At 60.2% G+C, this 11863-nt stretch carries 11 protein-coding genes and 1 pseudogene; 5 read left to right on the forward strand and 7 right to left on the reverse strand.

Annotation, left to right across the window (positions count from 1 at the left end; translation table 11 throughout):
- Positions 1-37: 37 nt before the first annotated feature.
- From pqqC to ACIOUG_RS18990, 4 genes are read left to right on the forward strand one after another with little or no spacing between them, the layout of a single operon-like run.
- Entirely contained in the window at positions 38-790 is a 753-nt protein-coding gene (gene pqqC / locus ACIOUG_RS18975) for a pyrroloquinoline-quinone synthase PqqC (RefSeq protein ID WP_008085171.1), read from the forward strand.
- Positions 787-1062, forward strand: coding sequence for a pyrroloquinoline quinone biosynthesis peptide chaperone PqqD (gene pqqD / locus ACIOUG_RS18980; protein WP_003228880.1), 276 nt, complete (start codon positions 787-789; stop codon positions 1060-1062). The genes pqqC and pqqD overlap by 4 nt, the downstream gene beginning before the upstream one ends.
- Positions 1034-2206 carry a pyrroloquinoline quinone biosynthesis protein PqqE gene (gene pqqE, locus ACIOUG_RS18985; protein ID WP_401067683.1) on the forward strand — a complete coding sequence of 391 codons (1173 nt, stop codon included), beginning with the start codon at positions 1034-1036 and terminating at the stop codon, positions 2204-2206. Before pqqD ends, pqqE begins: the two co-directional genes overlap by 29 nt.
- The gene (locus ACIOUG_RS18990) at positions 2172-3977 is read left to right on the forward strand and encodes a prolyl oligopeptidase family serine peptidase (protein WP_401067686.1); all 1806 of its coding nucleotides are present in this window, start codon (positions 2172-2174) and stop codon (positions 3975-3977) included. Before pqqE ends, ACIOUG_RS18990 begins: the two co-directional genes overlap by 35 nt.
- Positions 3978-4113: 136 nt before the next feature.
- Here ACIOUG_RS18990 and ACIOUG_RS18995 read toward each other — a convergent pair whose 3' ends face one another.
- The 4 genes from ACIOUG_RS18995 to ACIOUG_RS19010 all read right to left on the reverse strand — a co-directional run bounded on the left by ACIOUG_RS18995 (position 4114) and on the right by ACIOUG_RS19010 (position 6570).
- A complete protein-coding gene (locus ACIOUG_RS18995) occupies positions 4114-4272 on the reverse strand; it encodes a YqaE/Pmp3 family membrane protein (protein WP_003228885.1) in 159 nt (52 codons plus the stop codon).
- Between the two features lie 109 nt (positions 4273-4381).
- Entirely contained in the window at positions 4382-4702 is a 321-nt protein-coding gene (locus ACIOUG_RS19000) for a DNA-binding transcriptional regulator (protein ID WP_003228888.1), read from the reverse strand.
- A complete protein-coding gene (locus tag ACIOUG_RS19005; protein WP_226500968.1) occupies positions 4695-5051 on the reverse strand; it encodes a type II toxin-antitoxin system RelE/ParE family toxin in 357 nt (118 codons plus the stop codon). The genes ACIOUG_RS19000 and ACIOUG_RS19005 overlap by 8 nt, the downstream gene beginning before the upstream one ends.
- A 235-nt stretch (positions 5052-5286) precedes the next feature.
- A complete protein-coding gene (locus ACIOUG_RS19010; protein WP_401067689.1) occupies positions 5287-6570 on the reverse strand; it encodes an aspartate aminotransferase family protein in 1284 nt (427 codons plus the stop codon).
- Positions 6571-6739: 169 nt separating this feature from the next.
- Here ACIOUG_RS19010 and ACIOUG_RS19015 point away from each other — a divergent pair, with 169 nt between their 5' ends.
- Positions 6740-7669: a LysR family transcriptional regulator gene (locus tag ACIOUG_RS19015; protein WP_401067692.1), complete on the forward strand. Its 930-nt coding sequence runs from the start codon at positions 6740-6742 to the stop codon at positions 7667-7669.
- A gap of 227 nt (positions 7670-7896) precedes the next feature.
- On the opposite strand, the gene ACIOUG_RS19020 is transcribed toward ACIOUG_RS19015, so the two are convergent.
- The 3 genes and pseudogenes from ACIOUG_RS19020 to ACIOUG_RS19030 form a co-directional block, all read right to left on the reverse strand.
- The gene (locus ACIOUG_RS19020) at positions 7897-9675 is read right to left on the reverse strand and encodes an acyl-CoA dehydrogenase C-terminal domain-containing protein (protein ID WP_401067695.1); all 1779 of its coding nucleotides are present in this window, start codon (positions 9673-9675) and stop codon (positions 7897-7899) included.
- A 213-nt stretch (positions 9676-9888) separates the two neighbouring features.
- Positions 9889-11178, reverse strand: coding sequence for a GGDEF domain-containing protein (locus ACIOUG_RS19025; protein WP_401067697.1), 1290 nt, complete (start codon positions 11176-11178; stop codon positions 9889-9891).
- Between the two features lie 192 nt (positions 11179-11370).
- A pseudogene (locus ACIOUG_RS19030) lies at positions 11371-11863 on the reverse strand (phenylacyl-CoA dehydrogenase); the annotation flags it as partial.

The following is an 11863-nucleotide window of genomic DNA, read 5'->3' on the forward strand; positions in this document are numbered from 1 at the left end:
CCAGATATTTCTAGGGTTGTTCCCCCGGAGAACCGCAATGACTGACACGCCAATGTCCCCCACCGAATTCGAAGCGGCCCTGCGCGCCAAAGGCGCCTATTACCACATCTACCACCCATACCATGTGGCGATGTATGAAGGCCGTGCCACCCGCGAGCAGATTCAGGGCTGGGTTGCCAACCGCTTCTATTATCAGGTGAACATCCCCCTGAAAGACGCGGCGATCCTCGCCAACTGCCCGGATCGCGAGATCCGTCGCGAGTGGATTCAACGCCTGCTCGACCACGACGGCGCCCCCGGTGAAGACGGTGGCATCGAAGCCTGGCTGCGCCTCGGTCAGGCGGTCGGCCTCGACCCGGATCAACTGCGCTCCCAGGAACTGGTGCTGCCCGGCGTGCGTTTCGCCGTCGACGCTTACGTCAACTTCGCCCGCCGCGCCAGTTGGCAGGAAGCCGCCAGCAGCTCGTTGACCGAACTGTTCGCGCCGCAGATCCACCAGTCGCGCCTCGACAGCTGGCCGCAGCATTACCCGTGGATCGACCCGGCCGGTTACGAATACTTCCGCACCCGCCTCGGTCAGGCGCGGCGCGATGTCGAGCATGGTCTGGCGATCACGCTCGAACACTACAAGACCCGCGAGGGTCAGGAACGCATGCTGGAAATTCTCCAGTTCAAACTGGACATTCTTTGGAGCATGCTCGATGCCATGAGCATGGCTTACGAACTGAACCGCCCGCCATATCACAGCGTCACCGAGCAGCGGGTCTGGCACAAAGGAATCACCCTATGAGTTTTGATCGCAGCAAGATCCCGACCTGGCGTCCCGGCTACCGTTTTCAGTATGAACCGGCGCAAAAAGGCCACGTGCTGCTCTACCCCGAGGGCATGATCAAGCTCAACGACAGCGCCGCGCTGATCGGCGGCTTGATCGACGGTGAACGCGATGTCGCGGCGATCATCGCCAAACTCGACGAGCAGTTCCCCGGCGTGCCTGAGCTCGGTGAAGACATCGAGCAATTCATGGAGGTTGCCCGTGCGCAGCACTGGATCGAACTTGCCTGAGGCATCGGTGCAAGTACCGCCAAAACCTGAAGTCGGCCTGCCGCTGTGGCTGCTCGCCGAGCTGACCTACCGCTGCCCGCTGCAATGCCCGTACTGCTCCAATCCGCTGGATTTCGCCGAGCAGGGCAAAGAGTTGAGCACCGAGCAGTGGATCAAGGTGTTCCGCGAAGCGCGGGAGATGGGCGCGGCGCAACTGGGCTTTTCCGGTGGTGAGCCGCTGGTGCGCCAGGACCTCGCCGAGCTGATCCGCGAAGCACGGCAACTGGGTTTCTACACCAACCTGATCACCTCCGGCATCGGCCTGACCGAGCAGAAGATCAGCGACTTCAAGAAGGCGGGGCTCGATCACATCCAGATCAGTTTTCAGGCCAGTGACGAGCAAGTGAACAACCTGCTCGCCGGTTCGAAAAAGGCCTTCGCGCAGAAGCTGGAAATGGCTCGCGCGGTGAAGGCCCACGGCTATCCGATGGTGCTGAACTTCGTCACCCATCGGCACAACATCGACAAGATCGACCGCATCATTGAGCGGTGCATCGCGCTTGAGGCCGACTTCGTCGAACTCGCCACCTGCCAGTTCTACGGCTGGGCGCAGCTCAACCGTGTCGGCCTGTTGCCGACCAAGGAACAACTGGTGCGCGCCGAACGCATCACCAACGAATACCGCGCCAAACTGGAAGCCGAAGGGCATCCGTGCAAGCTGATTTTCGTCACCCCGGACTACTATGAAGAACGCCCGAAAGCCTGCATGAACGGCTGGGGCAGTATCTTTCTGACGGTAACTCCGGACGGCACTGCCCTGCCCTGCCATGGTGCCCGACAGCTGCCGGTACAATTTCCCAACGTGCGCGACCACAGCATGCAGCACATCTGGTACGACTCGTTCGGCTTCAACCGCTTTCGCGGTTACGACTGGATGCCCGAACCGTGCCGCTCCTGCGACGAGAAGGAACAGGACTTTGGCGGTTGTCGCTGTCAGGCGTTCATGCTCACGGGGGACGCGAGCAATGCCGACCCGGTGTGCAGCAAGTCCGAACATCACGGCGTGATCCTTGCAGCCCGCGAAGAAGCCGAGCACGCCACTCAGACCATCGAACAACTGGCCTTCCGTAATGAACGAAATTCACGCCTCATCGCCAAGGGCTGAGCCTTTCAGCGCCGCCCAGGCTGTCGCCGCCGGAATGGATTTTGCCGAGCTGCAACTCGGCGCCCACGGCTTGTTCTGGAATGAATATCGCCCCGAAGATGCCGCGTGCCGGATCTGGCACTGGCGCGACGGCGTGGCGAAATGTCTGACGCCGGATGGTTTCAGCGTGCGTAGCCGGGTGTACGAATATGGCGGTGGCGCGTTTTGTCTGACGCCGGACGGGGTGGTTTTCGTCAATGAGGCGGATCAGCAGTTGTATCGGCAAGCGCTGGATGGCGCGCCTGAAGCGCTGACGTCTGGCGAGTGTCGTTATGGCGATCTGCATTTTGCTTTCGGCCAGGTGCTGGCGATTGAGGAGTTGCGCGACCAGCATCGGCTGGTAGCAATTGATCTGGCTGATCGCACCCGGCATTTGCTGGCTGAAGGTGCGGATTTCTATGCAGCACCTGTGATCAGCCCGGACGGTTCGCGGTTGGCGTGGATCGAGTGGAGTCGGCCGCATCAGCCGTGGACCTCCACGCGATTGATGGTGGCCGAGCGTCTGGCCGAGGGTGGCTTTGGCGCACCGCGTTGCGTGGCGGGGGCTGACCTTGAAGAGTCGATCCAGCAACCGCGATTTGACGCGAAAGGACGCTTGTTGTGCCTGACGGATCGCGGCGGTTTCTGGCAGCCGTGGGGCGAAACGTCCGACGGCTTGCAGCGACTGCCCTGCGCCGAGGCCGACCACGCGCCCGCGCCCTGGCAAATGGGTGGCTGCACCTGGATGCCGGTGGGCGATTCGTTTCTGGCGAGCTGGAGCGAAGGCGGTTTTGGCCGTCTGGCGCTCGACGGCGAGGACTTTACTGGCGACTACAGCCGCTTCCGCCATCTGGCACTGGATCAGCAGTTCATCTACGGCATTGCCGCCTCGCCGATCAGCCCTTCAGCAGTGATTGCCATTGATCGCACGACCCGCTCGGTGCAAGTGCTGGCCGGGGGTGTTGCACCTCTGCCGGCCGAGCGCATCAGCCGTCCGCAGACCTTGCGCTACCCGAGCGGCAGCGGTGAGGCTCACGGCTTCTTCTATCCGGCGATGAACGAGGAAGCACGGCCGCCACTGGTGGTGTTCATCCACGGCGGCCCGACCTCGGCCTGCTACCCGATGCTCGACCCGCGCATTCAGTACTGGACGCAACGTGGTTTCGCCGTCGCCGACCTCAACTATCGCGGCAGCAGCGGTTATGGCCGCGAATATCGCCAGGCATTGCATTTGAGCTGGGGCGAAGTGGATGTCGAGGACGCCTGCGCGGTGGTGACGTATCTGGCCGAACAAGATCTGATCGACGGCGAACGCGCCTTTATTCGCGGGGGTAGCGCCGGGGGGTACACCACGTTGTGCGCGCTGGCGTTTCAGCAGGTATTCCGCGCGGGCGCCAGCCTCTATGGCGTCAGCGACCCGGTGGCACTGGCCCGGGCGACCCACAAGTTCGAAGGCGATTACCTCGACTGGCTGATCGGCGATCCCGAGCAGGACGCCGAGCGCTACGCCGCCCGCACGCCACTACTGCACGCGAGCAACATCCGCGTGCCGGTGATTTTCTTTCAGGGTGAATTGGATGCGGTGGTGGTGCCGCAACAGACCCGCGACATGGTCACGGCGCTGGAACGCAATGGCATCCCGGTCGAGGCGCATTACTACGCCGAGGAACGCCATGGCTTTCGCCGGGCGGTGAATCAAGCGCATGCGCTGGAGCAGGAGTGGAAGTTTTATCGGCGAGTGATGGGGGTTTGACACCCGCATTCACAATTCACAATAGCGGTGCCCCTATCGCGAGCAGGCTCACTCCTACAGTTGACCGTGTTCACAACACAAATCTCCTGTAGGAGTGAGCCTGCTCGCGATGGCTTTTTATCTGACTCAGCAATACTCAGCGCTTGGCGATGATGTACACCGCATGCACGATCCCCGGGATATAACCGCATAGCGTCAGCAGAATATTCAGCCAGAACGCCCCGCCGAACCCGACCTGCAGAAACACACCCAGTGGCGGCAACAGAATAGCGATGATGATACGAATGAAGTCCATGGGTCAGCTCCTGATTGGGGGTTGGCTCACTTGAGCCATACAAGCTAATCGACCTGCGCCGTTCGTCAGGGTTCACTGCCAATCAATGTCTCAGTGTCAAATTGATGGCTCAGGCAAGAATTTGCAGCCCGTGCTTCTGCACGATGCTCAGCAGTTTCAGTGCCATTCCGCTGGGATGTTTATCTCCCGACTCCCATTGCTTGACTGTCGATGCACTTGTGTTCAAGTAGCGTGCGAATACCGGCTGGCTGACGTTATTACGCTCGCGCAGAGCCTTGATCTGTTCCGCCGGAATCGCGTCAGGCACCGTCGCCAGGCAGGACTCGTCAAACTCACGCATCGTCGCCTTGCTGATGGCTCCGACCGCGAGCAAAGCCTTGGCCGACTCATGTACCGACTGAAAAACTTCACTTTTGTATTTCTTACTCATGGGAAATCTCCACAAACTCCTTCATCGCCAGCAATCCCTGAAGCTGCTCATGCGACAGTTGCGCATAAGCTTTGGCCAATTTGCGTAAATCCTTTAGCTCTGCGGTACTGATATTGCTCCGGTCCTTCTTGGCGAACAGCACTTGATAAATCCAGTAACGACCGCCCTTCGCCAGAACAATCGAGCGGTGGCGATTGGCATTCAGACGTTTCTTCCAGACCCCACCGCCAAGATTGTCAGCCTGTCCATCGAGCATCTCGGCGAATGCCTCCAGTAATTCCTCATCCGTGATCCATGCCTTGCTGGCCTGTACCGCAAAGCCTTTGGTCTTGAACAATCTGAATGACATCGGTATCCCTTCCAAAAAACATACCACCTGGTGGTACACATTACAAAGCCAGTCTTGGTGACCCCGCACTCCCTGTCGGCACCTTCTAAAAGAGCATTCGTCCGATAAGTTCTCAAGTGCCAGAAAGCACTTGGCAAAACCCGGGCACAAAAAAACGCCCCACGCCAAAAGAATCAGGCGTGGGGCGTGCGTTATACCGCGAGACGGTTCTTGAAATCGGGTAGGAAGCTTCAGCTCAGACGGCAATTCCTTTGCGGCATTGCAGTTGCGCGGTACGCACCCGCGAGAAGGCCCGGGCCAGGCGCAGGAGCATTTCGTCGATGTTGGCCTTGCTGACGGTGAGTGCCGGGGTGAAACGCAGGCAGTTGGCTTGGGGCGCGTTGAGCAGCAGGCCTTCATGCAAGGCGGCTTTGACTACGGCATTGGCGCAGTCTTCTGACAGGCTCAGTCCCCAGAACAGGCCTTGCCCGCGCAACTCGCCATGGCCGTAACGGTGCGCCAGTCGGGCGAGACCTTCGCGCAGATGCTGGCCGAGGTCTTTGACCTGTTGGAGAAATGCCCGGTCCTGCACGCTGTCGAGCACCACCAGACCGGCCGCTGTCATCAGTGCATTGCCATGATGAGTGCCGCCCAGTTCACCTGCATCAAAGCAGCAGGCCTTGCCGCGGGCCAACAACGCCGCCAGCGGCACACCGCCACCGAGGCCCTTGCCAAGCACGACGATATCGGCGCGTACGCCGTAGGACTGTTCGGCGAGCAAAGTGCCGCAGCGACCGATACCGGTCTGAACCTCGTCGAGGATCAGCAGAATGCCCAGCTCGCGGCACAGACGCTCGACGCCCTTGAGGTAATGCTCGGTGGCCGGAATCACCCCGGCATCGCTCTGGATCGGTTCGAGCATGATTGCCACGGTTTGCGCATCAACGGCGGCATGTAACGCCGGCAAGTCATTGAACGGCACCAGATCGAAACCCGGCAGCAACGGTGCGAAGCGGTTGTGCAGGTTGCAACTGTCCGACGCCGAAATCGTCGCCAGACTACGGCCGTGACAGCCTTGTCTGGCAACAATGATCCGTGAGGCGCCGCCACGATGCAGTTGGCCCCACTTGCGCGCCAATTTTATTGCCGCCTCACAGGCCTCGCTGCCGCTGTTGAGCAGGTAAGCCTGATCGCTGGAGGTGCTGGCGCACAGGCGCTCGGCAAGGCTGAGCATGCCGCGATTGTGCAGATGGAAACCGGGATTGATCAGCGCCTGAGCCTGGCTGGCGATGGCTTTGACCAGTGCCGAGGGGCTATGGCCGAGGCTGTTGGCGCCGCCGGCCTGGGAAAAGTCGAGGTAGGCGCGGTCATTGCTGTCCCACAACCAGGAACCCTGGCCACGCACGAACACCTGTTGCGGCCGCTCGACACTGGGCATCAATCGCTCGGCGTTTAGACCGTCGCCAGCAGCAGGTGAACCTGGCTCGAAAGCGAGGTCATCAAGACTCGGCGCCTGACGCCGCAAACTGAACAGATTCATTGCAAAAAACCTCGTTTGAGGTTTTTTGAACTGCCTATGTAAACACTGTCGAAGCAAACGCTATTCATCGCGCTCTCTGGCCCTGTAAGCCTTGTGATTGCGGTTAGACTAGGCTCACTGACGGCTTCGGGCCATTTCGATTTATCAGCATTTTCGATAAGCGTTACTTATGGATTTCAAACAACTGCGTTATTTCGTCGCGGTCTACGAAGAGGGTCATGTCGGCCGAGCGGCCGAACGCCTGTCGATCTCGCAACCGGCGCTGTCGCAGCAGATCCGCCAGCTCGAACAGAACCTCGATGTCACCCTGTTCGAACGCAGCAGCAAACGCCTGTTGCCGACCCTCGCCGCACACACACTGTACAACCACGCCGTGCCGCTGCTCGACGGTTTGCAGCGGGCGCGGGAAGCGCTGGGCAACTTCAAGGGTCAGGCCTTGCGCACGCTGGCGATCGGCGTACTGCAAACCGTGCACACCAGCCTCGTGCCGCAAATGCTCGAACGGGTGCGCAAGGCGCAGCCGCATCTTGTGGTGCAGATTTATGAACTGACGGGGCTGGAGATCGAGCGCCGTTTGCTCAACGGCTCGCTGGACATCGGCATCAGCTACCTGCCGCCGCGCCAACCGGGGCTGCATGGCGTGCTGCTGTACGAAGACGAACTGACGCTGGTCATCCCGGCGGATCACCCGCTGCGTGAATTCAAGAAAGTCTCGATGCGGCAGGCTGCGGAATTGCCGATGTTGCTGCTGGGCGAAGAGTTTCAGATCCGGCAGATCTGGCAGGCGCAGCTCACAAGCCTGGGTCGGCGCCCGCAGGTGCAGGCCGAGCTGAACAATATGCTGGGGATTCTCGACAGTCTGCCGCACACCAGACTGGCGACGGTGCTGCCCGGGCGCTCACAGAGGGAATACGACGAACAGGACCTGCTGTGGAAACCGTTGAGCGAACCACGGGTGCCGCTGAAGGTTGGGCTGGTGTGCCGCGACGTACAGCGCCAGCAGGCGTCTTTGGCGTTGCTGCGCACGTTGCTGGAAGAAGTGATTCAGCGTGAAGACAAACCGCTGAAAGCTGCGCCGTCACTGGATCCGCTGGCCTGAATACTTTTCTTCAGGCAAAAGAAAACCCCGCCGAAGCGGGGCTTTGCAGACTGTTTCCCTGACATCCATTTCACTCCGCCACCCTGGCAGAATCCTACGTGTCCGTGTTGTTGCTTTGCGCTTCCTGCGCGACGTCCATGAGTTGTAGATTAGCTGTGGATCCAATCCACGCCTATGGGAGAACAGCAGCACGTCATGTAAGAGAATGCTTACATGACGTTACATCATCAGAACTGTTCAGCGTTCAACAGGAACAGCGACTCGCTGCCAGCCCTCACCGATGCGCTCAACGAGTGGATACGCGGCAGCAGACGGGCGAAATAGAAGCGTGCCGTGCCCAGCTTGCTGGCATAGAAATCGTCCTGGGCTTCTTTGCCCAGCGCGGCTTTCGCCATCAGTGCCCACATGTAGGCATAGGCGGTGTAGCCGAACGCTTGCAAATATTCGACCGAGGCTGCACCGATTTCGTTCGGATTGGTTTTCGCCCGATCCAGCAGCCACGCGGTCAGTTCATCGAGGGTGCTGACGGCATCGTTCAGCGGCTTGGTGAATTCGCCGAGGTCCGCGCTGGCGGTCGCGGTGAAGTGGCGGATCTCGTCAGCGAACAGCTTGTAGAACGCGCCGCCGCTGCCGACGATTTTACGCCCGACCAGGTCCAGCGCCTGAATGCCGTTGGTGCCTTCGTAGATCTGGGTGATGCGGACGTCACGCACCAATTGCTCCTGACCCCACTCGCGGATGTAGCCGTGGCCGCCGAAAATCTGCTGGCCGTGCACGGTGGTTTCCAGGCCCAGGTCGGTGAGGAATGCCTTGGCGACCGGGGTCAGCAGCGCGACCAAGTCTTCCGCACGTTTGCGGGTGGCAGGGTCTTCGCTGAACTTGGCGGTGTCGAGTTGCATCGCCACGTAGGTGGAAAAGGCGCGACCGCCCTCGTTCGAGGCTTTCATGGTCAGCAGCATGCGACGCACGTCCGGGTGGACGATGATCGGGTCGGCAACCTTGTCCTTGTTCTGCGCGCCGGTCGGCGAACGGCTCTGCAGACGATCGCGAGCGTACTCGACGGCGTTCTGATAGGAGCGCTCGCCGCTGGCCAGGCCTTGAATGCCGACGCCCAGACGCTCGTAGTTCATCATGGTGAACATCGCCGCCAGGCCCTTGTTCGGCTCGCCGACCAGATAACCCACGGCTTCGTCGAAGTTCATCACGCAGGTCGCGGACGCCTGGATGCCCATCTTGTGTTCGATCGAACCGCAGTTCGCCGGGTTGCGCGCGCCCAGGCTGCCATCGGCATTGACCATGAACTTCGGTACCAGGAACAGCGAAATGCCTTTCGGGCCGGCCGGGGCGTCCGGCAGTTTCGCCAGCACCAGGTGAATAATGTTCTCGGTCAGGTCGTGCTCACCGCCGGTGATGAAGATCTTGGTGCCGCTGACCTTGTAGGAACCGTCGGCCTGCGGTTCGGCCTTGGTGCGAATGATGCCCAGGTCGGTGCCCGCGTGCGGCTCGGTCAGGCACATGGAACCGGCCCAGATGCCGGCGTACATGTTCGGCAGGTAGGCGGCCTTCAGCTCTTCGCTGGCGTGGGCGTTGATCGACAGGCAGGCGCCGGCGGTCAGCATCGGGTACAGACCGAACGACAGGCTGGCGGAGTTGACCATTTCTTCGACCTGCGCCGAGACAGCCTTGGGCATGCCCATGCCGCCGTAGGCCGGATCGCCGCCGACGCCGACCCAGCCGCCTTCAGCGTAAGTCTGATAGGCCTGTGGGAAACCGGCCGGGGTGCTGACGGCGCCGTCCTTCCAGTGGCAGCCTTCTTCGTCGGCTGCGCGGCTCAGTGGGGCGATGCTTTTGCTGGTGACCTTGCCGGCTTCTTCGAGAATGGCTTCTACGGTTTCCGCATCGACAGTCTCGGCCAATGCCGGCAGTTCGGCCCAGAGTTTGGCGACTTCGAATACTTCATTGAGGACGAAGCGCATATCGCGCAGCGGCGCTTTGTAGTCAGCCATGGCAAACCTCGCAAGATCTAGACAGGTGATTCGTGGAAGAGTGTTTTCGTTGAGGTCGAGTGTACCTCAACAACTTTTGCGACACATAGGGTCAACCGGTGACCGCATTGTAATTTTTAGTCACAAAAGAACAGATCGCAGCCTTCGCCAGCTCCTACAGGGATTTTCAGCTGCTGAAGAATGCGATCTTTTGATTTTTCCAGACGCTGTCAGTCAGCCTGCGGCGCTGTCCATGCGCACCGCACCGCGACGGTTCTGCCCGAACGCCATGACGCAGTTACGCCCGGCGCCCTTGGCGCTGTACAACGCTTGGTCGGCGGACTTGAGAACTTCTTCCGGGGTGCGCTGTTCGACGCGCTCGGCGACGCCGATACTGACCGTGACCGAGACACTGGAAGCACCGCTGCCGCTCCGACGCTGACGCCCCTGTTGGTCGTCCTGCGGACGGTTCTCCTGATTACGCAACTGGATGTTGTAGGAGGCAATCGACTCGCGGATCACTTCCAGGTGCGGCATGCACTCCTCGAGGGTTTTGCCCGCAAACACCAGGGCGAATTCCTCACCGCCATAGCGATACGCCCTACCACCACCGCTGATTTTCGACAGCTTGCTGGCGACCAGTCGCAGCACTTGGTCACCGACGTCGTGACCGTGGGTGTCGTTGAATTTCTTGAAGTGATCGACGTCGCTCATCGCCAGTACGTAGTTGCGGCCCAGGCGCTGCATCCGCTCATTGAGCGCGCGACGACCCGGCAGACCGGTGAGTTCATCGCGGAAGGCCATTTGATAGGCCTCATGCGCCACGGCAGCAGCAACCATCAGCATCACCTGACTGCACATGATGTTCAGGGTGAACGGCAGGATGAAGGTTTTCGGCAACATCCAGAACAAACCGAGCAAGCCGACCAGTTGCGCCGCATGCAGCGGGCGCGGGTTGCGCCAGTACTGCCAGGCCAGCAGCAGGAACGCCGAGATGAATACCGGATAGGACATCTGGATCAGGCTCATCCAGGCGCCGTGCAGCGCCGGCCAGCGGATTTCCGAAAGCCACATCAGCAGCGCCTGCGGATAACTCTGCTCAAGGCCGAGGGCCACGCTGCCGAAGGCCAGCAACACGGCGAAACGGGCGACCATGTCCTGAAACAGATGAGTACGTTCCTGCCACGCGGCGAACAACCCGAACAGCAGCGGCAGCAGCAGACAGACAAGGTGGAACACCACAGCGGCGTCCTCGCGCACCTTGCCGTTGTCGCGGTAATAGTCAGTCTGGGTGTCGAGCAAAAAGTAGGCGATGTACACCGTGAGCATCAGAAACAGCTCGCGTTGACGTCGGTAAACCGCACAGTAAGCGCCACCCAACAGCAAAACCAGGGTCGGCAACACGTTGAACAGCGAAGTGAAGAATACGTTGAGGTCTTTGACGTACGCAGCCGCCAACCCCGCGAGCAACAACAGCAGTGAAGGTAGGAAATGACTGAAACGTACAGCGGAAGAACGCGGCAAGGGTAAAGCTCCGACCCGTCATATCAAAGAGATGGCATTGTGCCTGCAATGTGGCCAGTTAAGCACACACAATGTGATCCCGATCACACGCAGTCTCTTTAACGGCAGAAAAGCCGGGTTTCTGAGCGATTCGGAAACAAAAAAAACCGCTGCCCCCAAGGAGCAGCGGTTTTCGTCAGACCGCGTTAAGGCTTAGTAGCCCAGTGCGAAGTCTTCTTCTTTCATGTCCATCAGGTTATTGGCGCCCGACAGCATGGTGGCCACGTGAGTACGGGTACGTGGCAGGATGCGCTGGAAGTAGAAGCGCGCGGTTTGCAGCTTGGCGGTGTAGAACGCGGCGTCGCCGCTGCCTTCTGCCAGCTTCTCGGCTGCCAGACGCGCCATGTCGGCCCAGAAGTAGGCCAGGCAGGCGTAACCGGAGTACATCAGGTAGTCCACGGAGGCCGCGCCGACTTCTTCGCGATCTTTCATGGCGGCCATACCGACCTTCATGGTCAGCTCGCCCCATTCCTTGTTCAGTGCAGCCAGCGGTGCAACAAACTCTTTGACGGCTTCGTTGCCTTCGTTGTTCTGGCAGAACTTGTGGACGATCTTGGTGAAGCCTTTCAGGGCCTCGCCTTGAGTCATCAGGACTTTACGGCCCAGCAGGTCGAGGGCCTGGATGCCGGTGGTGCCTTCGTACAGC

Origin of the sequence: Pseudomonas sp. NPDC087803 (assembly GCF_044742995.1) — a bacterium.
Classification (GTDB): domain Bacteria; phylum Pseudomonadota; class Gammaproteobacteria; order Pseudomonadales; family Pseudomonadaceae; genus Aquipseudomonas.